This window comes from Nocardia goodfellowii, from assembly GCF_017875645.1.
In the GTDB taxonomy this organism is placed as follows: Bacteria; Actinomycetota; Actinomycetes; order Mycobacteriales; family Mycobacteriaceae; genus Nocardia; species Nocardia goodfellowii.
Map to the genome: position 1 here is coordinate 134,209 of NZ_JAGGMR010000001.1, position 23,072 is coordinate 157,280.

A 23,072-nucleotide genomic window follows, 5' to 3' on the forward strand; every position below is an offset into this window, starting at 1 on the left:
GAAACCGAATTCCCATAATGTGAGAACGCAGTAGGTAGCCGGTGGTCAGTCGCGCCGATTGATCGCGTGGATCAGAATCTTTCCGTCGCGGTTCACCACCGTCACCACCTGCGGATACACATTGGTCACGCCGTTGGGCCGATGCTCGGTGAGATCGACGTCGAAGGTTTCGGGAGTCACCTCGGTGATCCGCAAGCAGTGCGTGGTGCCCGCCGGAATCTCCTCGTTGATCGCCTTCTGGATGGTTTCGACCGGAGAGATATTCTCCGAGTCCGGCGCGACGAAGGTGCGCGCCTTCTCCCCACTGCGTTCCACATAGAAGGCATGCTGGAAACCGAGAATGGCGCCCGGCCCGCTGCCGGTGTTGCCGGCGCCGTTGCCGACGGTCACCCTGCCGTCGGCAAGGGCCGGACAGCTCAAGGCCGCCGTGGTCGTAGGTGGCGGAGCCGCGGTCACCTTGCCGTCGTCGTCCCCGCCGGGATCGCGGTTCAGCGCGATGATGGTCGCCACCAAACCGATGACGACCGCGAGCGCACCCGCGAGGCCGAGTGCGAGCCAGCGGCCCTTGGCACTCGGGGCGTCGGGCTCAGCCACCGGCGCGCGCGGCGCGAGGCGCTGGGCGATCGGGTCATCGGCCCAGGACAGGCCGGAACCGGACCGGCGCGCAGGGGTGACCGGGTCATCGTCGTCGTCGAGGTTGTAGTCGGCGGCCGGTGTGGCCCACCACTGGTCGCGCTCGGTGCCTGCCGATGTGGCCGCCGGGCCAAGAGTGGACGAGCCCCCAGCGGTCGAGTCAGGCGTGACCGGGCGCGGAGTAACCGAGCCGGGCGTGGCCGAGCCCGAAGTGGCCGACCCAGGTGTGGTCCAGCCCGGAGTGCCCGGGCCAGGCGTGGTTCCACCCGGAGTTCCCGCGCCAGGCGCGCCCGAGCCCCGAGTAGCCGAGCCAGGCGGGATAAGGCGCGGAGTAACCGAGGCCGGTGTGACAGCGCTGCCGGGCGTGGCGTGCGGCGTCTGGTAGCGGGTCGTCGCGGCCGAAGAAGGTCCGGAACCGACCTCCGGACCGAAGTCCGCAGGGACCTGCGACTGCGGGCGGGCGGGGGTGGCCGGGCCCGGGGTGCCCGGCGGTGTCTGGTAGCGGGTCGTGGCGGCCGAAGAAGGTTCGGAACCGACCTCCGGACCGAAGTCCGCAGGGACGTGCGGCTGCGAGCGCGCGGGGGTCTCCGGCGCGCGGTAAGTCGGCGTCGAGGGCGGTGGCACCGCCTCACCCGCCGGTCGCCAGCCGAGGTCCGGCCGGTCGGGGGATGGCTGCGCGGTCCAGCTCGGCCCGGTCTTATCCAGTGGCGGACCACGGAACTCTTCGACCGGCGGGCCGAAATCGCTGACGGGGGCTCCGAAATCATCGACTGGGCCACCGAAATCATTGAGCGGGCCGCCGAAATCATTGAGTGGGGCACCGAAATTATTGACGGGAGCGCCCGAACCGCTGGCGGGAGCACGGGAATCGCCGACGGGGGTGCCGGAATCGCCGACCGGCGCACCGAAATCATCGGCTGGTGTGCCGGAGCCGCTGACGGAAGCGCCCGAATCGCTGACGGAAGCGCCGAACCCACTGGCGGGAGCACGGGAATCGCCGACGGGGGTGCCGGAATCGCCGACCGGCGCACCAAAATCATCGGCTGGTGTGCCGGAATCGCCGACCGGGCGACGGGGATCATCAACGCGCGCTCGGGAATCATCGCCCCGCGCACGGGAATCGGCCACGGGCGGACCGAAATCACCCACGGGCGGACCGAAATCGTCCGGGTCCGGTCGCCTCGCCGACTCCGGCGACTGTCGTCCGCCTACCGGCGGCCCGAATTCCGCCCGGGACTGGCCGGACTCGTTGTCCCTGTCATCCTCGGAGCCCACAACCAATCCTTTCCCCAGGACACACGTGTGGGGCGGTCGCGAACGACCGCCCCACCCGTTGAAACAGCTCGGCTCAGTACTGGACCGAACCACCCCACTGGGTGGTGATACCACCGACGTTCACCGTCTGCGGCGCCACATCGCCCGCCGGAATAATCGACGGCAGTGTAACGCGCGCGGCGGCTTCCAGGGCAGCGGCTCCGCCCGGCTGGGCCGCGATCCACTGCTCGACCGCGGACTTGGCGGCGTTGGCCTGCGTGGTGTCCAGCAGGAAGGAGTTCTTGTTGTCGGCCAGACCCTCGCCACCGGTGTAGCTGGTGATCTTGATGCTGTTGGTGTCGAGGTATTCCACGGAGACACCGGCTTCACCGGCACCGGTGGGGGTGCGGTAGCCGATGGTGCCGACGTAGCCGGCCTGGTTGTTGAAGTGGTGGGTGTTGGCGACGAAACCGGGGATCAGCGCACCGCCGTCGACGTTCGCGGACACCTCGGTGCGCGGGCCCTCCATCTCGACGACGGGGGCGGCCGGCGCGGCCTGCAGGCGCGGGGCCTGCCAGCGCGGCGGCTCCTGCACCAGGTTTTCCTGCGACTCCGGCTGCACGGCCGGAACATTCGACTGCGGCTTGGGCTGGACGGCGCCCGGCTGGGCGGGAGTGCCCGGCTCGGCCGGCTTCGGCGCGTTCGGATCGGCCGGGTCGACAGCGGCCGCCGGCAGATCCTCGGCCTGCTGACCCGGCACCGGCAGCGGCGCGACACGCGGGGTGGTGACACCCGGCTGGGTCGGGGCGGCCAGCTTCGGATCCTTCTTCGGATCCGGCTTCACCTCATCGGGATCCGGGGTGGTGACGCCCGGCTGGCTCGGCGTCGGCTTGCTCGGCTCCTGCGGCTCCTCGGCGGGCGCGCCCGGCTGCGGAGCCGGGGTTTCGGGGGTCTCGTCGGGAGTGCCCGGCTGGACCGGGGCGGGAGCGGGTGTGGTGGGGGTGGTGGGCTCGTTCGGGACAGCCCCAGCCGGTGCTGCGAGAAGAGTAGCCACTACAGCGGCTGCCGCCAGCGGCATCGAAGTGCCCGCCACCGCCCGCTGCGCCCCGTTCGGCTTACGGTGTTTCACTTTTCGCAATCCCTTTCGCACACGATCCCCGACGACCCGTGGGCCGTACGCCGTTCCTGTGGTGAAAGGACTTGCTCCCCCGCAACAGCAACTACGCGACCGCCCGCCGATCGCATCTCTGCGGGGAGTCAACCACAAGTTCGTGGTATAGGCAACGCGACGAAAACCGCCCGGCGCCAACCACACTGGGTAATGTGCCGCGGGTTACCTCAAGAGAGTGTTAATCCAAGTCGTCGTGGCGCATGAGCTGGCGTGCGGCTTCGGTGACCGAGCCGGTCAGCGAGGGGTACACGGAGAAGGTCTGGGCCAGGTCGTTCACCGTCAGATTGTTCTGTACCGCGAGCGCGATCGGCAGGATCAACTCCGAGGCGATGGGCGCGACCACCACGCCACCGATGACCACACCGGTCGCCGGACGGCAGAAGATCTTGACGAAACCCCTTCGCAGCCCGGACATCTTGGCCCGCGGGTTGGTGTTCAGCGGCAGCATCACCGTGCGCGCCGGGACCTCGCCGTTGTCGATCGCGGTCTGGCTGACGCCGACGGTCGCGATTTCGGGACGGGTGAACACCGCGGAAGCGACGGTTTTCAGCCGGATCGGCACCACGCCCTCACCGAGCGCGTGGTACATCGCGATCCGGCCCTGCATGGCGGCCACCGAGGCCAGCGGCAGCAGGCCGGTGCAGTCGCCCGCGGCGTAGATGCCGGGCACCGTGGTGCGCGAAACCCGGTCCACCCGAAGGTAACCGCCGCGATCGAGTTCGATGCCGACGCGCTCGATGCCGAGACCGCCGGTGTTGGGGGTCGAGCCGACCGTCATCAGCGCGTGCGAACCGGTGACCGTGCGCCCGTCCGACAGCTTCACCACGATGCCGTCGGCGGTGCGCTCCACCGCGTCGGCGCGCGCGTGCTTGACCAACTCGACGCCACGCTCGGCCAGCGCGTCTTCCAGCACCAGCGCCGCGTCGGCGTCCTCGCCCGGCAGCACCCGGTCGCGGCTGGACACCAGCTTCACCTGCACACCCATCTCGGTGTACGCCGAGACGAACTCCGCACCGGTGACGCCGGAACCGACCACCACCAGGGTCTCCGGCAGCTCCTGCAGGTCGTAGAGCTGACGCCAGTTCAGAATGCGCTCACCGTCGGGTTCGGCGCCGGGCAGCACGCGCGGGCTGGCGCCGGTCGCGATCAGCACCACCTCGGCTTCGATGATCTGCTCGGTTCCGGTGGCCAACTTGGCCAGCACCCGGTGCGCGGCCAGCGGGCCACCGGCCTCCAGGATCTCGCCGGTGCCCTGCAGCACCGACACCCCGGCGGCCTGCAGCTTCGAACGGATATCGGCGGACTGGGCCAGCGCCAGCGCCTTCACGCGGGCGTTCACCTCGGGCATGTCCACGGTGGCCTGGCTCGGATCCAGCGTGATGCCCAGATCCTTGGCGCGGCGCAGCGACGTGCGCACGCCGGTGGAGGCGATGAAAGTCTTGGAGGGCACACAGTCCCACAGCACGCACGCGCCACCGATGCCGTCGGAATCGATCACGGTGACCGACGCGCCGTGCGCGGACGCCACCAGCGCCGCCTCGTAACCGGCCGGGCCGCCACCGATGATGGCAATGCGGGTCATGGGTACCTCCGCTCGAGCTGTCGACCGGGATCTCCGGCGCTGACCCTACAACGTTATCCGGCGAGCGTCCGGCAACCTTGCAGGCCCCAACACGCCGCGCCCCGCGCGGGAAAAAACACAGTCTGGGCCGGATACGGGCGGTAAGGCTCCATTATTGGCTACCCTTTGCTACGTGCCGATCTACGCCGCTTACGGGTCGAACATGGACTCGTCCCAGATGCTCGAGCGCTGTCCGCACTCCCCCATGTCCGGAACGGGCTGGTTGGAGGGCTGGCGGCTCACTTTCGCCGGCGACGATATCGGCTGGGAAGGGCCGCTGGCGACGGTCGTCGAGGACCCGGGATCCCGGGTGTTCGTCGTGCTCTACGACGTGTCCCCGGAGGACGAGCAGAGCCTCGATCGCTGGGAGGGTTCCGATTTCGGGATCCACAAGAAGATTCGCTTGCGCGTCACCCGCAATCCCAACAACAACGCCGAAACCACGCTGGCATGGCTGTACGTGCTGGACGCGTACGAGGGCGGTCTGCCGTCGGCCCGCTACCTCGGGGTGATCGCCGACGCGGCCGAGAAGGCCGGTGCGCCCGAGGATTACGTGCACTCGCTGCGCACGCGCAACAGCAAAAACGTCGGGCCGGGCACCTTCGGCTGAGCACTACTTCGAACCACCGAAGGCCGCCTCCCTGATCAGGGAGGCGGCCTTCGCCGTGTCAAGGGGGTCTAGCCCGCCTGCAGGACGATGTTGCTGAGCACCCGCACGCCGACCGACAGCGCGCGCTCGTCGATATCGAAGGTCGGCTGGTGCAGATCCAGCTGCTCGCCGTGGCCGGACCAGACGCCCAGGCGCGCCATCGCGCCCGGCACCTCCTCCAGATACCAGGAGAAGTCCTCACCGCCACCGGACTGCATGGTGTCGGCCAGCGCGTCCGGGCCGAGTGCGCGGATCGCGGATTCGAACATCCGGGTGGACTGCTCGTCGTTGACCACCGGCGGCACGCCACGGCGGTAATTGAGCTGATACCGCACGCCCGTCGGCGCGAGCAGACCGTCGACGATCTCGTGCACCATCGGCTCCAGCAACGACCAGGTCGCGTGATCGCCGGTGCGCACCGTGCCGGTGAGCATGCCGGTCTGCGGAATCGCGTTGGGCGCCTTGCCCGCCGACACCGCGCCCCACACCATCACCGTGCTGGTGCGCGGATCGATGCGGCGGCTGAGCAGACCGGGCAGGCCGGTGATGACGGTGCCGATCGCATAGACCAGATCGCTGGTCAGGTGCGGGCGCGACGTGTGCCCGCCCGGCGAATCCAGCACCAGTTCGACGGTGTCGGCGGCGGAGGTGATGGCGCCGACCCGGATACCGACCCGGCCCACTTCCAGGCGCGGATCGCAGTGCAGCGCGAAGATCCGGTCCACGCCCTCCATCGCACCGGCCGCGACCATGTCGATCGCACCGCCCGGCATGACTTCCTCGGCGGGCTGGAAGACGAAACGGACGCCCACCGGCAGATTCATCTCCGACAGCGCCAGGGCGGTGCCGAGCAGGATGGTGGTGTGCGCGTCGTGGCCGCAGGCGTGCGAGACACCCGGGACGGTGGAGGCGAAGGACAGCCCGGTGAACTCCTGCAACGGCAACGCGTCCATATCGGCGCGCAGGCCGATGCGGGGGCCGTCGGCGGGGCCGATATCACAGATCAGGCCGGTGCCGCCGGGCATCTTCTGCGGGTTGAGCCCCGCTTTGGTGAGCCAGGAGGAGATGAACTCGGTGGTGCCGAACTCGGTACGCGACAATTCCGGGTTGGCGTGAATGTGTCTGCGCCACTGGACCAGATCGACCGCGTGCTCGGCCAGCCAGGCTTCCACGGCGGCGCGGCCCGCGGCCACGGTGTCGATGACGGCGCGCGGCCCCTTCGTGCGTAGCAACGCTGCCGCGGCATCCACGTCGGGCACCATTGCCTCGTGGGCCGCCGCGGTTCCCGTCGCCGGGCTAGAACCGCCGGTCTTACTCACCGAAAATCCTCCTGTCGTTGAACCAGTCGTTGCAACAACCTGTCTCTCTGTACGTCATCGCGAGCTATCGCGATAGCGGTACGCGCGAGTGCGACCGCACCGTCGACCACCGCGCGATCCGCCGAGGCATTGACACTCGCCGCGGCGAAACCGGGCTGATGCGTCACCGCCCCATCGGCATCGATGCCGATAACCGGGTGGATGCCCGGAATGACGTTGGTGACATTGCCCATATCCGTGCTGCCGAGCGGTCGCTGCGCCTCGAATTCCGGTGCGATCGGTACCCGGCCCAGGTCGGCGATCTGCTCGCGATAGGCACACAGTAGTGCCGGGTCGGGCGTCAGCTCGGTATATGTCGGTGCCAGCGTCCGGATTTCGTGGGTGCAGCCGGTCGCGAGGGCGCCCGCCTCGAAGCAATCCGACGCGCGTCGCATCAATTCTTCGAGGGATGCGGAGTCGACTGCGCGTAGGTAATACAGCAGTTCCGCACGTCCGGGCACGATGTTCGGGGCTACGCCACCGTCGCCGACTATACCGTGAAGTTGCTGACCCGGCCGGATGTGCTGCCGTAGCAAACCGATCGCTACCTGCGCGACGGTAACGGCGTCACCGGCGTTGCGGCCCAATTCGGGGGCGGCGCTGGCGTGCGCCTCCACGCCGTGGAACACCACCTCGATATCGGCCAGGGCCAGCGAGTGCGCGCCCGCGATATCCCGGGGACCGGGGTGCACCATCATCGCCATCGCGACGTCGTCGAAGACGCCGCGGTCCAGCATCAGCACCTTGCCGCCGCCGCTCTCCTCGGCGGGCGTGCCCAAGACCACAACGGTCAGCCCGAGCTCGTCCGCCAGTTCCGCGAGACCGAGCGCGGCGCCGACCGAGGCCGCGGCGATGATGTTGTGGCCGCAGGCGTGTCCCAGTCCCGGGAGGGCGTCGTATTCGGCGCAGAGCGCGACCGTCAGCTCGCCGCTGCCGTAACTGGCGCGGAACGCGGTGGGCAGCTCGGCGACGCCGGTTCGCACCTCGAATCCGCGTTCGGCCAATGGCTCGATGGTCTTGGCGACGCTGCGGTGTTCTTCGAACGCCAGTTCCGGCTCGGCGTGGATGCTGTGCGAAAGCTCGATCAACCGGCTCGCGGCCGTCTCGATCGCCGCATCGGCTCGCGTGCCGCCCGCCGAACGCCCGGCGTGCGGCTCGCCGGGCGACTCAGGATGACCGCTGCGCGGTGGTGGCATGGAACACAGTGTCGCACTGGTGTGCAAATCGGGCGCTGGCGCGGGCCGGGCCCTGGGTCGGACCGAGAGTTATCCGGCGGCGAACGCCAGGTTCTCGGGGGTGGTCCGGACGGCGAGGCCGTCGAGAGCCTTGGCGTGCAACGCGCGCTTGATCACCGGCAGGTTCGGCTTGCGGTTGCCGGCCAGTGCCGCGGCCCGCGCGACAGCCGTGCTCAGCAATGCCTCCGCATCGGCCTTGTCGTCGACGATGCCCGCGGCGATGGCCTGATCGGCGGGGAAGCGGTGACCGGTGGTCATGGCCAGCACGCAGACCTGATTGGTCAGGCGCTCGGTCAGCAGCGAGTTCATGCCGATGGTGAAGGGCATGCCCAGATTCACCTCGGGCAGGCACCAGAAGCCGCGATCGGCGCGCATCACCCGGAAGTCGCAGGAGGTGGCGAGCATCGCGCCCGCCCCGAAGGCGTGGCCGTTGAGCGCGGCGACGGTCGCCATCGGGAAGGTCAGCAGCCGGGTATAGATCGAGTGCACGCGGTCCAGGTACCAGTGCATCCGGTCCAGATTGCCGAACAGCCAATCGGTATCGAGGCCATTGCTGAAGAACTTGCCCGTCGCAGTGGTGACCAGCGCGGCCGGGCCCTCCGACGCCTCGACCGCGTCGAGCAGAGCGTGCACCTGATCGATCCAGTCCGGGTGGAAGCGGTTCTCGTTGTCTGTCTGGCCCTCGGTGCCGAGGTACAGGACGAACACATCACCTTCACGTTCCAGGTACGGCATGCGTGCAGCGTATCCCGGCGCGCGCCGCTCCCCTACTCGCGGGTAGCAAGTTCGCGGGCGGTGCCGGCGGACCAGAACGGACGCGGGCGAGCCGGCCGGACTATCGTGAGTTTCATGCTTGCCCAAGAGGCCGCTCAGGCGATCGCCGAACGTACTGGAGTCGAACGTCACCGGGTCGCGGTGGTGCTCGGATCGGGCTGGCAGGAGGCGGCCGCGGAAATCGGCGCACCCGCCGCGTCGGTGCCGATGCCGGAGCTGCCCGGATTCGGAACGCCCAGCGCGCAAGGCCATGTCGGGATGGTGCACTCGGTGCCCATGCACGACAAATCGGTGCTGCTGCTGATGGGCCGCCAGCATTTGTACGAGGGCTATCAGCCGGCCGAAGTGGTGCACCCGGTGGCGGCCGCGATCGCGGCGGGCGCGGAGATCGTGCTGCTCACCAACGCCGCGGGAGGCATTCGCGCGGGCCTCGAGGTCGGTGAGCCGGTGCTGATCAGCGATCACCTGAACCTCACCGGGCGTACGCCGTTGACCGGGGCCACCTTCGTCGATCTGGTCGACGCGTGGGATCCCCGATTGCGGGCGCTGGCACGCGAAGTCGATCCGAGCCTGACCGAGGGCGTGTACGCGGGCCTGACCGGACCGCAGTACGAAACCCCGGCCGAGATCCGGATGCTGCGCACCATGGGCGCCGATCTGGTCGGTATGTCCACGGTTTTGGAGGCCATCGCCTGCCGGGCGCTCGGCGCACGGGTGCTCGGCATCTCGCTGGTCACCAATCTGGCCGCCGGGATTTCCGGCGCGCACCTGTCGCACGCCGAGGTGCTGGCCGAGGGTCAGGCCGCCGCACCGCGACTGGGCAAACTGATGCGCGGCGTGCTGGAGCGGCTGTAGATGCTGCGTTTCGGCACGGCCGGTCTGCGCGGGCCGCTACGCGACGGCCCGGACGGCATGAACGTGGACACGGTGTCACGGGCCACCGCGGGCCTGTGTGTCTGGTTGCGCGGGCGCTGTCTGGGCGGCGGCACGGTGGTGGTCGGGCGCGACGCCCGGCACGGCTCCGCCGAATTCGCCACCGCGACCGCGGAAATCTTTGCCGCGGCCGGGTTTCCGGTGCTGCTGCTGCCCGAGCCGGTGCCGACGCCGGTGGTCGCGTACGCGGTGCGTGAACTGGGTGCGGTGTGCGGTGTGCAGATCACCGCCTCGCACAACCCGCCCGCCGACAACGGGTACAAGGTGTACCTGGACGGCGGTTCGCAGTTGATCGCACCGGCCGACGCCGAGATCGAACGCTGCATCGAAGCGGTCAGCGGGCCGATCGACCGGCTGCCCGTGGTACCCGCCGACGACGATCTGGTGCGGCGCTACCTCGACCGGGTCGGGCGGCTACGCGAGTTGATCGGCGGGACCGGGACCCGCGCCGGCATCCGGATCGCCCTCACCGCGCTGCACGGCGTCGGTGGCGCGATCGCGGTGCGAGCCCTCGCCGCCGCGGGTTTCACCGATGTGCACGTGGTGGCCGAGCAGTTCGAGCCGGACCCGGATTTCCCCACCGTCGCCTTCCCGAATCCGGAGGAGCCAGGCGCCACCGACCTGCTGCTCGAGCTTGCCGAGCAGGTCGACGCGGACGTGGCGATCGCGCTCGACCCGGATGCGGACCGGTGCGCCGTCGGCGTCCGGGGCTCCGCCGGTTGGCGGATGCTGCGCGGAGACGAAACCGGTGTGCTGCTTGCCGATTGCGTCTTGCGCACCGCGGCGCCGGACGCACTTGTCGCCACCACCCTCGTCTCGTCGCGGCTGCTGTCCAAGCTGGCGCCCGCCCGCGGCGCGCGCTACGCGGAAACGCTCACCGGCTTCAAATGGCTGGCCCGCGCCGGGAACGGCCTGGTCTACGCCTACGAGGAAGCGATCGGGCACTGCGTCGACCCGGCCGCGGTGCGCGACAAGGACGGCATCTCCGCCGCCGTGGTCGCCGCCGACCTGGTCGCACGCCTGAAGGCGCGGGGGCGCACGCCGCAGGACGAACTCGACGATTACGCCCTGGAATTCGGCCTGCACGCGGGCGCGCAGGTCGCACTGCGCCTGGCCGACGCGACCGCTGCCGCGGCGGTGGTGAATCGACTGCGCACCGCACCGCCCGGCGAGATCGCGGGTGCGCCGGTGAAATACACCGATCTGCTCCAGGCCCGGGGCCGGATGCGCACCGACGCCCTGGTTTTCGAGGGCGCCGATTTCCGGATCGTGGTCCGGCCGTCCGGCACCGAACCGAAACTCAAGTGCTACCTGGAGGTGGTGCAGCCGGTTCCGGACCGCGCCGCCCTCGCCGCGGCGAAGACGGCCGCCGCGCAACGGCTGGCACAGCTCCAGAGGTTCACCCAGAATCTGTCGGTTTGAGCTCAGCGGGGGCCGAATTGACGGTCGCCCGCGTCGCCGAGACCCGGGACGATGTAGGCGTTCTCGTTCAGACCCTGGTCGACCACGGCGGTCACCAGACGCACCGGCAAACCCGAATCCGCCAGTGTGGCAATGCCTTCCGGTGCGGCGACGACACAAACCGCGGTGATGTCGGTGGCGCCGCGCGCGGCGAGCAATTCCAGGGTGTGCCGCATCGAACCGCCCGTGGCCAGCATCGGGTCGAGCACGTACACCGGCAGCCCGGACAGATCCTCGGGCAGCGACTGCATATACGGAACCGGCTGGTGGGTGTCCTCGTCGCGGGCGATGCCGACGAACCCGACCCGGGCATCGGGAATCATCTCCACCGCCACGTCGATCATGCCCAGCCCGGCCCGCAGCACCGGCACCAGCAACGGCGGTCGCGCGAGCCGCACACCCTCGGTGAACGCCACCGGAGTGGAGATCTCGAATCGGGTGACCGGGGCCTCCCGCAGCGCCTCGTAGACCAAGATCCGGGTCAGATCGCGCAGGGCGGCGCGGAAGGCCGCGTTGGGTGTCCGCGCGTCGCGCAAAGTGGTCAGTAAGGCGGCGGCGAGTGGGTGCTCCACGGTGTGCGTACGCATGCCGAAACGATAAGGTCGTAGCGGAGCTCGACGCGAGCGTTCATCGGGCGGGGTCATCGAGAAGTTTTTTTCGACCGGCTGGAACCGAATCCCAAGGCCGCGCGTCGAACTAAGTGGATGACGTACTCTGCCTGGGAACAAACGGATGGGGGAAGCACTAATGGCACGTAACTTTTCGGCCGACGCCGAGGGCATCGCCACTTACAGCGCGACCGCCGAGGTGATGGCCACCGAGATGGCCGCCGCGGCCACGAGCGCGGCAGGTGGGAATCCCGCGCTCCTCGGTCCGATCATGGGGTTGATCGGCGGCGATTTCATGGCGGCCTATTCCGCGGCGCACGCCGGGCAGGTCGCCACCATCGCACAGCTCTCGGCCGTGCTGTCCAGCATGGGGCTCGCCACGGGGACCGCGGCCGCCGCGATCACCGAGCAGGATCTGGGCACAGCGGCGGCATTCAAGACTCCCGATCTGGACGGGTGATCCGGTGATCGACATCAATCTGCTGGCCCAGCCGCTGATCAGCCTGCTCTCCAGCTTCGGTTCCGGCGTCATCCCGTCCGGCGGTCCGTCCGACGCACTGACTTCGGCGTCCTCGGCGCTGGAGCAGCTGCATCTGCTCGGCAAGAACAGCATCAACCAGCTGAACACCGCGCTGGACGGCACTACCGCCGACGCGGCCACGGCCAAGGCGCTGCGGGTCCAGACCTCCTCCGCCCAGACCTCCGATCTGCTGACCGAGATGGCCACCGTGGTCAATCAGGCTGCGGCACAGGTGGAGACGGGGCAGAAGGAACTCGACACCGTCGTTCAGTCCTTCGTCAGCAACGCGACCAGCCTGCTGCCCACCCTCACCACCCCGGTCGGCGTGACGGCACTGGTGAGCACGGCGATCGAGCACCTCAATCAGGGCATCGCCGTGGTCAACAAGACCCAGACCGAGCTGAACACCTCCACCGCGAGCATGAAGGAGCTGACGCCGGCACCGTCCACCGCGCCCGCGTCGACCAATGCCAACCTGCTCAGCACCGCGAAGTCCGCGCTGGACAGCCTGACCGGCGGCACCGGCGGCCTCGCCAACACCGCGCTCAGCACGGGCGCCTCGCTGCTGAGCAGCGCCACCAAGGGCTCGTCGACGAAGACCGCCACATCGACGCCGAGCAGCTCGAACACCTCGACAGCCAAGCAGAACACCGGCGAGGTCAAGACCGAGAAGACAGAGAACGGCGGCGTGAAGATCACCCTGCCGGACGGCAGCGTGGTGGAGGCGCCGAACGAGAAGGCCGCCAAGGCCGTCACCTCGGCCCTGACCGCCGTCGGCACGCCGTACGTGTGGGGCGGCAACGACCCGAACAGCGGTATCGACTGTTCCGGCCTCACCAAATGGGCCTACGGCGAGGCCGGCGTGGAACTACCGCGCCTGGCCCAGGAACAGCACATCGGACACCAGCAGGTCTCGCCCGGCGACCTGCAACCAGGCGACTTGGCCGTGTGGGACGGACACGTCGCCATGGTCATCGGCAACGGGCAACTCGTAGAGGCCGGTGATCCGGTCTCGGTCAGTTCCATTCGAACGGAGAACGTGGGTATGGAGTTCTACGGCTTCTATAGGCCTACCGAATGACGCAACCGCAGGAAATCCCGAACGTCACGGTGGCGGCCAGCCAGAATCGGTCCGGCACCATCGCGGTGCGCGCCACCGACCAGGGCATGCCGGTCGAGATCAAGTTCGAGCGCAGCGAATACCGTTATGGCGCACAGGCTCTCGCGGCCGAGATCCTGCGCCTGACCAAGCGCTCCGCTGTCGCCGCCCGGGCCCGCCGCCGCGAGGTGCTGACCGAGGCGGGCATGTCCCCCGAGGTGCTGGACAAGCTCGGCTTGCCCACCCGGCAGCAGGCGGTCGACGAACTGGACCGGATGGATGACGAGGACACGGGTCCCACGAGCTGGATGAGGCCGGTATGAGCGAACGAAACAGCGGCGGCAGCGAGGCGCGGGCATGAGTGCGGAGATGGACGCGCTGGTCGCCAACGCGACGGCGAAGCTGGAAGCCCTGGAGGCCGCGCTGTACGGCCTCAAGCAGGTGCGCGGGGAGTTCACCACCGAGGACGGCGCGGTCAGCGTCACCGTGGACAGCGACGGCGCGCTCATCGGGCTGCGGCTGTCGGAAACGGTCACCTCGATGGCGCCCGCCGAGGTCAGCCAGCTCATCATCTGGGCCTGCCGGCAGGCCGCGGAGGACGCGGGCGGGCAGCGCTCGAACGTCATTGCCGCACTGAACGAGTCGTTCGCACCCGCCGCGGAGGCCACTCCGGGGGTCGTTGGGGGCGGTCGAGATAGTGCCTGACACGGCGAGTCGTTAGGCTTCCGCTCATGGCTTCTGGAGACATCGTCCCGATCGAGCTCGGCCTGACCGACGGCGATCTCGTCACACTGTGGGCACCGCGCTGGCGAGACGGTGACGACGAGTGGGAGGCGTTCCTCGGACACGAGGATTCGCTGTACGGTTTCGAGTCGGTCGCGGAGCTGGCCGCGTTCATCCGGACGGACTCCGACAACGACCTTGTCGACCATCCCGCGTGGAAGGTCGTCGCCGGTCTGTCGGCGGCCGAACTGGAGCCTGAGGACGCGCACACCTACGATCTGGTCGCGGTGCCGGAGCTGGCCGCCGGTGATCCCGACGTGGACACCGTCGCCGAGCTCGAGGACACCCTGTCGATGGTGCGCAACATCGGTGAGGTGTGCGAGCTGGATGTCGTCACCAAGTTCTTCGGCTCGCATCCGGCGCTCGGCGCGCTGGCCGCCGGGGCGAGCTTCTTCGCCGATCGCGAGGGCGAGGAGATCTGGGATCAGATCGGCGCCGCCATCGTCAAGGACTGGGACAACGTCCTCGACGCCGTCGACTCGGTGGTGTCCGTTCCCGCCGTGGACAAGGAGGCGCTCGCGGTCGCCGAGGCGGAGCTGCTCGCCGCCGAGGAGAACATCGTCGACGCCGATGACGCGGCCGACAGCGAGGAAGAAGAGGAATTCGAAACCGTCGACCTGACCAAGGACGACGAGGACGAAGACGACGAGGACGAGGTGGACGACTCGTTCTGGCACGAGGTCGGCATCGACCCGGTCAAGATCGTCACCTCCGAGGGCACCTACTTCACGCTGCGCTGCTACCTCGACGACGAGCCGATCTTCCTCGGTAAAGACGGCACCATCACGGTATTCGGTTCGGAGCGGGCCCTGGCGCGCTACCTGGCCGACGATCACGAGCACGATCTGGCCCGGGTCAGCACCTACACCGACGTGCAGACCGCGGCGGTGGACGGTTCGCTCGAGGTCGAGGTCACCGACGAGAACGTCTATGTGCTGCCTGGTCTGAGTGAGGATCTGGGCGAGGGCCCGGACGCGGTGGATCTGGAACAGCTCGAGCTGGCGGTGGAATTGTTCACCGACGCTTCCGATTACGCCGAGGACGACGCGGTCGAGCAGGCGCTGGCGGTGTCGACGCCGCTGGGCTGGTATGTGTCCTACCTGCTCAATCCGGATCCGACCCGGATGGCGCCGAGCCCGCCGTTCGACGCGGAGTCGAAGGCGTGGCGGGAGCTGGAGCGCAACTTCGAGTCACGGCTCGACCCGCAGAAGTAACTCATCCGACGAGCCCGGCTCCCGACGTTTCGGGGGCCGGGCTCTGTCGTGTCAGCCGAGGCGGATCCAGATCTGTTCGGCACGGCCGAGCAGACGATCGTCCGCACCGTAAACGGCGGTGGCCGCGAACGACTTCCGGCCCTGATCGCCGTGGTTCTTTCCGACGACGACGCATTTCTCCCCGACCACGGGCAGGTCGAACACGGCCGCGGTCATCGAGCCGAGCAGCGCCGGGCGTTCGAACATGCCCGCCAGCGACCAGCCGCCGGGGCAATCCATGGCGGCCCACAGCAGGGCGGTGTCGATGGGCAGGGTGTCGTCGGGCGACCAAGGCGCGGCCACCAGCCCGTCCCCGACCGGCCCGGCCTCGATCCGCAGCCCGTCCGTGCGGGCGCTGCCGCAGACGAAACAGTACGCGAACATCTCGTTGGCCCGATAGGAACTCGACGCCGCCTCGGCCGTCCCGTACGGAATCGGCTGCGGCGCATCACGTTCGAAGCCACCGGGACGCGATTCGGCGATCAGGGTGGCGCCGTCGAGCAGTGCGCCGTCCCGAACCAGCAGCGGCGTCTCCAACGGTGGCTTGTTCCGCAGCACCACTGTCACCACGTCCGCCGCGTGCAGCTCAGCCAGCAGGCCGCCGACGTAACCACCGTTTCCGGAGCCCGGCGGCCCGTTGAAGCGACGCGAAACCCGTAAAACCGTCATGAGCCTCGACGCTGGATCAACCGAGCAGGACGGCGTAGCCGGGCTTGATGATGTCGTCGATGATGCGCAGCCGCTCCGGGAACGGGATGAACGCCGACTTCATCGCGTTGATGGTGAAACGCTCCAGATCCGACCAGCCGTAGTCGAAGGCCGCCACCAGCTTCAGCATCTCCTGGCTCATGCTGGTGTCACTCATGAGGCGGTTGTCGGTGTTGACGGTGACCCGGAAGCGCAGCCGCGCGAGCAAGTCGAACGGATGCTTGTCGATCGAGGGCACCGCGCCGGTCTGCACGTTCGACGACGGGCACAGCTCCAGCGGTATGCGCTTGTCCCGCACGTACTTCGCGACCAAGCCCAGCTGGGCGTCTTCGATCCCGCCCGGCACCGTGATGTCGTCGGTGATGCGGACACCGTGGCCGAGTCGGTCGCAGCCGCAGAACGCCAGCGCCTCGTGGATCGACGGCAGGCCGAACGCCTCACCGGCGTGGATCGTGAAGTAGGCGCTGTTGGCCCGCATGTATTCGAAGGCGTCCAGGTGCCGGCTGGGCGGATAACCCGCTTCGGCGCCGGCGATGTCGAACCCGCCGACGCCGCGATCGCGCCAGCGCACGGTGAGCTCGGCGATCTCCCGCGAGCGCGCCGCGTGCCGCATCGCGGTGAGCAGGCAGGTCACCACGATCGGGCGGCCATCCTGCGCGGCGAGCGCCTCGCCTTCGCGGAAACCGGCGAGGGTGTGTTCCACCACTTCGTCCAGGGTCAGGCCCTGCTCGAGATGTTGCTCGGGAGCGAAGCGCACCTCGGCGTAGACCACGCCGTCGGCGGCGAGGTCCTGGGCGCACTCGCGAGCGACCCGGCGCAAGCCCTCGGGGGTCTGCATGACGGCGACGGTGTGGTCGAAGGTTTCCAGATACCGTTCCAGCGACCCGCTGTTGGCGGCGTTGCGGAACCAATTGCCGAGGGTGACGGCATCATCGGCGGGTAGTTGGTCGTAACCGCAATCGGCGGCGAGCTCCAGCACGGTCGCGGGCCGCAGACCACCGTCGAGGTGATCGTGCAGCAGCGCCTTGGGAGCTTGGCGGATCGAGGCAAGCGTCAAAGGCATCGGTCCTGTCATGTACCCACGCTAGCCCCAGATTCGCGTCCCGGCACCCCGGTTCGTGGAGGTCGTCACATCATCGGGCCATGTGATTGTGCTCTCCTCAGCGGGCGACGCGGTCGAGGATCAACGCCGTCGCGGGCTTCTCCTCGGCGGCGCCGATGTCGAACGCGGCCGAGGCGGCGGCCAGCGCTCCCGCAAACGCCTCGGGGGTATCGGTGTGCAGGGTGAGCAACGGTTGCCCGGCGGTGACGGAATCACCCGGTTTGGCATGCATTTCCACCCCCGCGCCGAACTGGACCGGGTCATCCTGCCGGGCGCGGCCCGCCCCGAGTCGCCACGCGGCCAGGCCGATGCCCATCGCGTCGAGCCGGGTGAGCACGCCGGCACGTTGCGCCCGAACGGTTTCGGTGTGCTTCGCGGCCGGGAGCGGTGCGTCCGGATCGCCGCCCTGTGCCGCGATCATCGCGCGCCACTGGTCCATCGCCCGGCCGTCGGCGAGGACCTCGGCGGGATCGACATCCAGACCGGCCAGCGCCACCATTTCTCGCGCCAGCGCGAGGGTCAGTTCGACGATGTCGGCCGGACCCCCGCCCGCGAGCACCTCGACCGACTCGGCGACCTCGAGCGCGTTGCCCGCGGTGCGCCCCAGCGGAGTATCCATCGAGGTCAGCAAGGCCACCGTGCGGACACCGGAGTCGGTACCCAGTTCCACCATGGCCGTGGCCAATTCACGCGCGTCCGCGAGCGACTTCATGAACGCGCCCGCGCCGACCTTCACATCGAGCACCAGCGCCGCCGTGCCCTCCGCGATCTTCTTGCTCATGATCGAGCTGGCGATCAGCGGAATCGACTCCACAGTCCCGGTGACGTCGCGCAACGCGTAGAGGCGTTTGTCGGCCGGGGCCAGATCGGCACCCGCCGCGCACACCACCGCGCCGATCGCCGGATCCGTCAGGATCTCCCGCATCCGCGCGACCGGGACGTCGGCCCGCCAGCCGGGAATCGACTCCAGCTTGTCCAGGGTGCCGCCGGTGTGCCCGAGCCCGCGGCCCGACAGCTGCGGTACCGCGGCCCCGCACGCCGCCACCAGCGGCGCCAGCGGCAACGTGATCTTGTCCCCCACCCCGCCCGTGGAATGCTTGTCGACCGTCGGCCGCGGCAGATCGGTGAAGTCCATCCGGCTGCCGGAGGCGATCATCGCGGCCGTCCACCGTGCCGTCTCCCGACGCGTCATCCCCCGCCACACGATCGCCATCGCCAGCGCGCTCATCTGCTCGTCGGCGACCTCGCCCTTGGTGAAAGCGTCCACCACCCAATCGATCTGGGTGTCGGAGAGCTCCCCGCCGTCCCGCTTGGTGGTAATGATCGAAACCGCATCCAGCGCCGCCATCCGGCCAGTCTGGCACGGGAAGCGCGCAGGCACTGGTTCTTGTCGGTGCCCTCCGATAGCCTTTGGGCATCATTCATTCGGAGGCTTGGGGGGTTTGATCATGACAGCTGCCGGTATCGACCGTCGCTTCACGAAGCTCGAGGAACGCGTCACGGACATCGAGAACAGCCACAGTGCGTCCATCTACGACCTGAAACGCCGGCTGACCGGTGTCGAGATCGTCTTGGAGAAGAGTTTCGCCCGCCTGCTGCAAGTCGCCGGAGTCCCGGCCACCGAGATCACCCAGCTAACGGCGGCCACCGACGAGGAAATCGACGCCGAACTCGAAGAAGACTGCTGAGGCCGGTTCACCGCTGGAGAGATCGAAGCTGCCCTCGCGGCGGAGGCATCTGGTCACCGAGACGTTCACACTTGCCCGGCGTCCAGGTCGTCCGGACCGAAGGCGTCGGGCAGTAGCTCACGCAGGGGCTTGGGCCCGGCCTTGTGGTCGACCATCAGGCCGGGGCCGCCGTGTTCGTAGAGGAGCTGGCGGCAGCGTCCGCAGGGCATCAAGATTTCGCCGCGGGAATCGGTGACCGAGAGGGCGAGCAGACGTCCCCCGCCGCCGGAATGGAGGTTACCGATGAGTACGCATTCGGCGCAGAGGCCCAATCCATATGAGACATTTTCCACATTGCAACCGCTCACAATTCGGCCATCCGAGCTGAGAGCCGCAGCCCCGACCGGAAACCGCGAGTACGGCGCATAGGCATTGCGCATTACTTGAATTGCATTGTCACGCAGGACATTCCAGTCGATTTCCGGCATCGGAAACCCTCCGTTCACCGGGCCGGGCGAGCCCGCGCGAGGGCCGCGGCGCACCCCTTTACGCATTGAATGAGGTAAACCTAAGTCGCCTCAATGTAGCGCAACGCACGGCACGCCGAATTAGTTCCGGCATAAGTAGAGGATTAGAGTCCACAACAGATCGGTTCAGGTTCCCGGCGGCGGGCCAGCGCTTCAGGAACAAAGCGCGCCCACCTGGGCATTTCGCCCCTCCCGCAGTCGGAATCACGGCCTGTGACCGGGTCCATCAACGACGTTGGAGGCACCGCACTCTATGACCACGATAGAAGCTCCGGCCCAGCCGAAGCGGAAGACGCTGTATCGAGGCGACCCGGGCATGTGGTCCTGGGCGCTGCACCGGATCACCGGTGTCACCATCTTCTTCTTCCTCTTCGTGCACGTCTTGGACACCGCACTGGTCCGGGTCAGCCCCGATACCTACGACCAGGCCATCGAGACCTACAAGAACCCGCTCGTCGCGCTCATGGAAATGGGCCTCGTGGTCTGCGTCCTCTTTCACGCGCTCAACGGCGTTCGCGTGATCCTGGTCGACTTCTGGGCCAAGGGCCCGAAGTACCAGAAGGTGATGCTGTGGTTCATCCTCGCGGTCTGGGCCCTGCTGGCCATCCCCGCCATCGGCCGCATGTTCTTCTACCTCTTTACGGAGCACTGAGATGAGCGCCCCCGTCATCGGCAAGTCTTACGACCGCCCCGCGAGCCTGGACCTGCCGCGCTCGCCGCGAGCCCGCTCCAACAACAACTTCGAGAAGTACGCGTGGCTGTTCATGCGCTTCTCCGGCCTGCTGCTGATCATCCTCGTGCTCGGCCACATGACGATCATGCTGCTGCTCGACGGCGGCGTGAAGCGCCTCAACTTCGCCTTCGTGGCGGGCCGCTGGTCCTCGCCGTTCTGGCAGATCTGGGACCTCACCATGCTGTGGCTGGCTCAGCTGCACGGCGGCAACGGCCTGCGCACCGTCATCGACGATTACTCGCGCAAAGACTCCACCCGCTTCTGGCTGAAGACCGCGCTGGCGGTGTCCCTGATCCTGATCATGGGCGTCGGCACCTACGTCATCTTCACCTTCGACCCCAACATCAGTTAGGAACAGGCGAACTCGCGATGAGTGAGCGCAGCGAACGAATCAATGACACAGCGTGCTTCGCTTATGCCGGAGCCGAGCGAAGCGAGGCGCAGGCATGAGTGATTCCCGCATTCAGGAGCATCGCTACGACGTCGTGATCGTCGGTGCCGGTGGCGCCGGCATGCGCGCGGCGATCGAAGCAGGCCCGCGTGCCCGGACGGCTGTTCTGACCAAGCTGTACCCGACCCGCAGCCACACCGGCGCGGCTCAGGGCGGCATGTGCGCCGCGCTGGCGAACGTCGAAGAGGACAACTGGGAATGGCACACCTTCGACACCGTCAAGGGTGGTGACTACCTGGTCGACCAGGACGCCGCGGAGATCATGGCCAAGGAGGCCATCGACGCGGTGATGGACCTGGAGAAGATGGGTCTGCCGTTCAACCGCACCCCCGAAGGCAAGATCGACCAGCGGCGCTTCGGCGGCCACACCCGCGACCACGGCAAGGCCCCGGTCCGCCGGGCCTGTTACGCCGCCGACCGCACCGGCCACATGATCCTGCAGACGCTGTACCAGAACTGCGTCAAGCACGACGTGGAGTTCTTCAACGAGTTCTACGTGCTCGACCTGGTGATGACCGACACCGACCGCGGCCCCGTGGCCACCGGTGTGGTCGCCTACGAGCTGGCCACCGGCGACATCCACGTCTTCCACGCGAAGTCGATCGTGTTCGCCACCGGCGGCTCGGGTCGCATGTACAAGACCACCTCCAATGCCCACACCCTCACCGGTGACGGCATGGCCATCGTCTTCCGCAAGGGTCTGCCGCTGGAGGACATGGAGTTCCACCAGTTCCATCCGACAGGTCTGGCCGGTCTGGGCATCCTCATCTCCGAGGCGGTCCGCGGCGAAGGTGGCATCCTGCGCAACGCCTCCGGCGAACGTTTTATGGAGCGCTACGCCCCCACCATCAAGGACCTCGCGCCGCGTGACATCGTCGCCCGCTCGATGGTGCTCGAGGTGCTGGAAGGCCGCGGCGCCGGACCGAACAAGGACTACGTCTACATCGACGTGACCCACCTCGGCGAGGACGTGCTGGAGGAGAAGCTCCCCGACATCACCGAATTCGCCCGCACCTACCTGGGTGTGGACCCGGTGCACGAGCTGGTGCCGGTCATGCCGACCTGCCACTACGTGATGGGCGGCATCCCGACCCGGATCCGCGGCGAGGTGCTGCGCAACAACACCGACGTGGTGCCCGGTCTGTACGCCGCCGGCGAGTGCGCGTGCGTCTCGGTGCACGGCTCCAACCGCCTCGGCACCAACTCGCTGCTCGACATCAACGTGTTCGGCCGCCGCGCGGGTATCGCCGCTGCGGAGTACGCGCTGCGCACCGAGTTCGTCGAGATGCCGGAGAATCCGGCCCGGATGGTGCAGGACTGGCTGGCGCTGATCCTGTCCGATCACGGCAACGAGCGTGTCGCCGACATCCGCACCGAGTTGCAGTACACGATGGATATGAACGCCGCCGTGTTCCGCACCGAGGACACCCTCAAGCAGGCGCTGACCGATATCCACGCGCTCAAGGAGCGGTACTCCCGGATCACGGTGCAGGACAAGGGCAAGCGCTACAACAGCGACCTGCTCGAAGCCGTCGAGCTGGGCTTCCTGCTGGAGCTGGCCGAGGTCACCGTGGTCGGCGCGCTCAACCGCAAGGAATCGCGCGGCGGCCACGCCCGCGAGGACTACCCGGACCGCGACGACACCAACTACATGCGCCACACCATGGCCTACAAGACCGGTTCGGATCTGATCTCCGACATCCGGCTCGATTACAAGCCGGTGGTGCAGACCCGTTACGAGCCGATGGAGCGTAAGTACTGATGACTGCTGTAGCGGAACCCACCACGCAGAAGCCCGCGCCGGTTCCCGAGGGCTCGGTCATGGTCACCGTCAAGGTGGCGCGGTTCAACCCGGAGGACGACAAGGGCGCGCACTGGGAGTCCTTCCAGGTGCCGGTCCTGCCGACCGACCGTTTCCTGAACGTGCTCATCTACATCAAGTCCTACTTGGACGGCACGCTCACCTTCCGTCGCTCCTGCGCGCACGGCGTATGCGGTTCGGACGCCATGCGGATCAACGGTGTGAACCGGCTGGCCTGCAAGGTCCTGATGAAGGACATGCTGCCCAAGAACGGCAAGTCCCTCACCATCTCGGTCGAGCCGATCCGCGGCCTGCCCGTGGAGAAGGACCTCGTGGTGAACATGGAGCCGTTCTTCGACGCGTTCCGCGCGGTGAAGCCCTACCTGATGACCTCGGGTAACGAGCCCACCCGCGAACGCATCCAGAGCCAGGCCGACCGCGCCCGGTTCGACGACACCACCAAGTGCATCCTGTGCGCCTGCTGCACCACCTCCTGCCCCGTGTACTGGAGCGACGGCAGCTACTTCGGCCCGGCCGCGATCGTGAACGCACACCGCTTCATCTTCGACAGCCGTGACGAGGGCGCCCGCGAACGCCTGGACATCCTCAACGACGTCGAAGGCGTCTGGCGCTGCCGCACCACCTTCAACTGCACCGACGCCTGCCCCCGCGGCATCGAGGTCACCAAGGCCATCCAGGAAGTCAAGCGCGCCCTGCTGTTCACGCGCTAG

At 68.1% G+C, this 23,072-nt stretch carries 24 protein-coding genes; 13 read left to right on the top strand and 11 right to left on the bottom strand.

Features of this window, described 5'->3' with window-relative positions; all coding sequences use genetic code 11:
* Nucleotides 1–45 precede the first annotated feature (45 nt).
* The 3 genes from BJ987_RS00635 to BJ987_RS00645 form a co-directional block, all read right to left on the bottom strand.
* Entirely contained in the window at nt 46–1,761 is a 1,716-nt protein-coding gene (locus BJ987_RS00635) for a DUF8176 domain-containing protein (RefSeq protein WP_209883668.1), read from the bottom strand.
* A gap of 220 nt (nt 1,762–1,981) precedes the next feature.
* Nucleotides 1,982–3,016, bottom strand: a complete 1,035-nt coding sequence (locus BJ987_RS37665) for a hypothetical protein (protein WP_307869385.1) — start codon at nt 3,014–3,016, stop codon at nt 1,982–1,984.
* Nucleotides 3,017–3,236: 220 nt separating this feature from the next.
* Nucleotides 3,237–4,640, bottom strand: a complete 1,404-nt coding sequence (locus BJ987_RS00645; RefSeq protein ID WP_209883670.1) for an NAD(P)H-quinone dehydrogenase — start codon at nt 4,638–4,640, stop codon at nt 3,237–3,239.
* Nucleotides 4,641–4,812: 172 nt separating this feature from the next.
* Here BJ987_RS00645 and BJ987_RS00650 point away from each other — a divergent pair, with 172 nt between their 5' ends.
* Nucleotides 4,813–5,289 (top strand): gamma-glutamylcyclotransferase family protein, encoded by a 477-nt coding sequence (locus tag BJ987_RS00650; protein WP_209883672.1) that lies wholly within the window; start codon nt 4,813–4,815, stop codon nt 5,287–5,289.
* Between the two features lie 68 nt (nt 5,290–5,357).
* Here BJ987_RS00650 and BJ987_RS00655 read toward each other — a convergent pair whose 3' ends face one another.
* From BJ987_RS00655 to BJ987_RS00665, 3 genes are all read right to left on the bottom strand, one after another.
* On the bottom strand, nt 5,358–6,590 hold the full coding sequence (locus tag BJ987_RS00655; RefSeq protein ID WP_245366338.1) for a M20 family metallopeptidase: 1,233 nt from the start codon (nt 6,588–6,590) through the stop codon (nt 5,358–5,360).
* A gap of 53 nt (nt 6,591–6,643) precedes the next feature.
* On the bottom strand, nt 6,644–7,882 hold the full coding sequence (locus tag BJ987_RS00660; RefSeq protein WP_209883674.1) for a M20 family metallopeptidase: 1,239 nt from the start codon (nt 7,880–7,882) through the stop codon (nt 6,644–6,646).
* A 69-nt stretch (nt 7,883–7,951) separates the two neighbouring features.
* Nucleotides 7,952–8,656, bottom strand: coding sequence for an enoyl-CoA hydratase-related protein (locus BJ987_RS00665; RefSeq protein WP_209883676.1), 705 nt, complete (start codon nt 8,654–8,656; stop codon nt 7,952–7,954).
* A gap of 114 nt (nt 8,657–8,770) precedes the next feature.
* Between BJ987_RS00665 and BJ987_RS00670 the strand changes: the two genes are divergently transcribed.
* Complete coding sequence (locus BJ987_RS00670) at nt 8,771–9,550, top strand: purine-nucleoside phosphorylase (protein WP_209883678.1); 780 nt, start codon at nt 8,771–8,773, stop codon at nt 9,548–9,550.
* Nucleotides 9,551–11,050 carry a phospho-sugar mutase gene (locus tag BJ987_RS00675; RefSeq protein WP_209883680.1) on the top strand — a complete coding sequence of 500 codons (1,500 nt, stop codon included), beginning with the start codon at nt 9,551–9,553 and terminating at the stop codon, nt 11,048–11,050.
* A 2-nt stretch (nt 11,051–11,052) separates the two neighbouring features.
* On the opposite strand, the gene upp is transcribed toward BJ987_RS00675, so the two are convergent.
* Nucleotides 11,053–11,676: a uracil phosphoribosyltransferase gene (upp, locus tag BJ987_RS00680; protein ID WP_209883682.1), complete on the bottom strand. Its 624-nt coding sequence runs from the start codon at nt 11,674–11,676 to the stop codon at nt 11,053–11,055.
* A gap of 160 nt (nt 11,677–11,836) precedes the next feature.
* Here upp and BJ987_RS00685 point away from each other — a divergent pair, with 160 nt between their 5' ends.
* Genes BJ987_RS00685 through BJ987_RS00705 form a run of 5 tightly spaced genes read left to right on the top strand, consistent with a single transcriptional unit; the run spans nt 11,837 to nt 15,313 of the window.
* Nucleotides 11,837–12,157 carry a hypothetical protein gene (locus BJ987_RS00685; RefSeq protein WP_209883684.1) on the top strand — a complete coding sequence of 107 codons (321 nt, stop codon included), beginning with the start codon at nt 11,837–11,839 and terminating at the stop codon, nt 12,155–12,157.
* 4 nt (nt 12,158–12,161) lie between these two features.
* Complete coding sequence (locus tag BJ987_RS00690; RefSeq protein ID WP_209883686.1) at nt 12,162–13,298, top strand: C40 family peptidase; 1,137 nt, start codon at nt 12,162–12,164, stop codon at nt 13,296–13,298.
* Nucleotides 13,295–13,639: a hypothetical protein gene (locus tag BJ987_RS00695; protein ID WP_209883688.1), complete on the top strand. Its 345-nt coding sequence runs from the start codon at nt 13,295–13,297 to the stop codon at nt 13,637–13,639. The genes BJ987_RS00690 and BJ987_RS00695 overlap by 4 nt, the downstream gene beginning before the upstream one ends.
* A gap of 34 nt (nt 13,640–13,673) precedes the next feature.
* The gene (locus tag BJ987_RS00700; protein WP_209883690.1) at nt 13,674–14,021 is read left to right on the top strand and encodes a YbaB/EbfC family nucleoid-associated protein; all 348 of its coding nucleotides are present in this window, start codon (nt 13,674–13,676) and stop codon (nt 14,019–14,021) included.
* Nucleotides 14,022–14,047: 26 nt separating this feature from the next.
* The gene (locus BJ987_RS00705; protein WP_209883692.1) at nt 14,048–15,313 is read left to right on the top strand and encodes a SatS C-terminal domain-containing protein; all 1,266 of its coding nucleotides are present in this window, start codon (nt 14,048–14,050) and stop codon (nt 15,311–15,313) included.
* A gap of 51 nt (nt 15,314–15,364) precedes the next feature.
* Here the strand turns inward: BJ987_RS00705 and BJ987_RS00710 are convergent, their stop codons facing one another.
* The 3 genes from BJ987_RS00710 to BJ987_RS00720 all read right to left on the bottom strand — a co-directional run bounded on the left by BJ987_RS00710 (nt 15,365) and on the right by BJ987_RS00720 (nt 18,510).
* Nucleotides 15,365–16,021: a hypothetical protein gene (locus BJ987_RS00710; RefSeq protein WP_209883694.1), complete on the bottom strand. Its 657-nt coding sequence runs from the start codon at nt 16,019–16,021 to the stop codon at nt 15,365–15,367.
* Between the two features lie 16 nt (nt 16,022–16,037).
* Entirely contained in the window at nt 16,038–17,135 is a 1,098-nt protein-coding gene (locus BJ987_RS00715) for an adenosine deaminase (RefSeq protein WP_209883696.1), read from the bottom strand.
* An 85-nt stretch (nt 17,136–17,220) separates the two neighbouring features.
* Nucleotides 17,221–18,510 (bottom strand): thymidine phosphorylase, encoded by a 1,290-nt coding sequence (locus BJ987_RS00720; protein ID WP_209883698.1) that lies wholly within the window; start codon nt 18,508–18,510, stop codon nt 17,221–17,223.
* A 100-nt stretch (nt 18,511–18,610) separates the two neighbouring features.
* Between BJ987_RS00720 and BJ987_RS00725 the strand changes: the two genes are divergently transcribed.
* The gene (locus BJ987_RS00725; protein ID WP_209883700.1) at nt 18,611–18,850 is read left to right on the top strand and encodes a hypothetical protein; all 240 of its coding nucleotides are present in this window, start codon (nt 18,611–18,613) and stop codon (nt 18,848–18,850) included.
* 65 nt (nt 18,851–18,915) lie between these two features.
* Here BJ987_RS00725 and BJ987_RS00730 read toward each other — a convergent pair whose 3' ends face one another.
* Nucleotides 18,916–19,317, bottom strand: a complete 402-nt coding sequence (locus BJ987_RS00730) for a cytidine deaminase (RefSeq protein WP_209883702.1) — start codon at nt 19,315–19,317, stop codon at nt 18,916–18,918.
* A 292-nt stretch (nt 19,318–19,609) separates the two neighbouring features.
* On the opposite strand from BJ987_RS00730, the gene sdhC reads away from it, so the two are divergent.
* From sdhC to BJ987_RS00750, 4 genes are all read left to right on the top strand, one after another.
* Nucleotides 19,610–20,008: a succinate dehydrogenase, cytochrome b556 subunit gene (sdhC, locus tag BJ987_RS00735; RefSeq protein WP_209883704.1), complete on the top strand. Its 399-nt coding sequence runs from the start codon at nt 19,610–19,612 to the stop codon at nt 20,006–20,008.
* Between the two features lies 1 nt (nt 20,009).
* Complete coding sequence (locus BJ987_RS00740; RefSeq protein WP_209883706.1) at nt 20,010–20,441, top strand: succinate dehydrogenase hydrophobic membrane anchor subunit; 432 nt, start codon at nt 20,010–20,012, stop codon at nt 20,439–20,441.
* Nucleotides 20,442–20,535: 94 nt separating this feature from the next.
* Nucleotides 20,536–22,302, top strand: coding sequence for a succinate dehydrogenase flavoprotein subunit (gene sdhA / locus BJ987_RS00745; protein ID WP_209883708.1), 1,767 nt, complete (start codon nt 20,536–20,538; stop codon nt 22,300–22,302).
* Nucleotides 22,302–23,072 carry a succinate dehydrogenase iron-sulfur subunit gene (locus tag BJ987_RS00750; protein WP_209883710.1) on the top strand — a complete coding sequence of 257 codons (771 nt, stop codon included), beginning with the start codon at nt 22,302–22,304 and terminating at the stop codon, nt 23,070–23,072. The genes sdhA and BJ987_RS00750 overlap by 1 nt, the downstream gene beginning before the upstream one ends.

What these genes read in the sequence shown, in the direction of transcription:
- BJ987_RS00645 (WP_209883670.1), bottom strand. Translation starts at nt 4,640, where the DNA reads ATGACCCGCATTGCCATCATCGGTGGCGGCCCGGCCGGTTACGAGGCG.
- BJ987_RS00655 (WP_245366338.1), bottom strand. Translation starts at nt 6,590, where the DNA reads ATGGTGCCCGACGTGGATGCCGCGGCAGCGTTGCTACGCACGAAGGGG.
- BJ987_RS00660 (WP_209883674.1), bottom strand. Translation starts at nt 7,882, where the DNA reads ATGCCACCACCGCGCAGCGGTCATCCTGAGTCGCCCGGCGAGCCGCAC.
- BJ987_RS00665 (WP_209883676.1), bottom strand. Translation starts at nt 8,656, where the DNA reads ATGCCGTACCTGGAACGTGAAGGTGATGTGTTCGTCCTGTACCTCGGC.
- BJ987_RS00670 (WP_209883678.1), top strand. Translation starts at nt 8,771, where the DNA reads ATGCTTGCCCAAGAGGCCGCTCAGGCGATCGCCGAACGTACTGGAGTC.
- BJ987_RS00675 (WP_209883680.1), top strand. Translation starts at nt 9,551, where the DNA reads ATGCTGCGTTTCGGCACGGCCGGTCTGCGCGGGCCGCTACGCGACGGC.
- upp (WP_209883682.1), bottom strand. Translation starts at nt 11,676, where the DNA reads ATGCGTACGCACACCGTGGAGCACCCACTCGCCGCCGCCTTACTGACC.
- BJ987_RS00685 (WP_209883684.1), top strand. Translation starts at nt 11,837, where the DNA reads ATGGCACGTAACTTTTCGGCCGACGCCGAGGGCATCGCCACTTACAGC.
- BJ987_RS00695 (WP_209883688.1), top strand. Translation starts at nt 13,295, where the DNA reads ATGACGCAACCGCAGGAAATCCCGAACGTCACGGTGGCGGCCAGCCAG.
- BJ987_RS00700 (WP_209883690.1), top strand. Translation starts at nt 13,674, where the DNA reads ATGAGTGCGGAGATGGACGCGCTGGTCGCCAACGCGACGGCGAAGCTG.
- BJ987_RS00705 (WP_209883692.1), top strand. Translation starts at nt 14,048, where the DNA reads ATGGCTTCTGGAGACATCGTCCCGATCGAGCTCGGCCTGACCGACGGC.
- BJ987_RS00710 (WP_209883694.1), bottom strand. Translation starts at nt 16,021, where the DNA reads ATGACGGTTTTACGGGTTTCGCGTCGCTTCAACGGGCCGCCGGGCTCC.
- BJ987_RS00715 (WP_209883696.1), bottom strand. Translation starts at nt 17,135, where the DNA reads ATGACAGGACCGATGCCTTTGACGCTTGCCTCGATCCGCCAAGCTCCC.
- BJ987_RS00720 (WP_209883698.1), bottom strand. Translation starts at nt 18,510, where the DNA reads ATGGCGGCGCTGGATGCGGTTTCGATCATTACCACCAAGCGGGACGGC.
- BJ987_RS00725 (WP_209883700.1), top strand. Translation starts at nt 18,611, where the DNA reads ATGACAGCTGCCGGTATCGACCGTCGCTTCACGAAGCTCGAGGAACGC.
- BJ987_RS00730 (WP_209883702.1), bottom strand. Translation starts at nt 19,317, where the DNA reads ATGCCGGAAATCGACTGGAATGTCCTGCGTGACAATGCAATTCAAGTA.
- sdhC (WP_209883704.1), top strand. Translation starts at nt 19,610, where the DNA reads ATGACCACGATAGAAGCTCCGGCCCAGCCGAAGCGGAAGACGCTGTAT.
- BJ987_RS00740 (WP_209883706.1), top strand. Translation starts at nt 20,010, where the DNA reads ATGAGCGCCCCCGTCATCGGCAAGTCTTACGACCGCCCCGCGAGCCTG.
- sdhA (WP_209883708.1), top strand. Translation starts at nt 20,536, where the DNA reads ATGAGTGATTCCCGCATTCAGGAGCATCGCTACGACGTCGTGATCGTC.
- BJ987_RS00750 (WP_209883710.1), top strand. Translation starts at nt 22,302, where the DNA reads ATGACTGCTGTAGCGGAACCCACCACGCAGAAGCCCGCGCCGGTTCCC.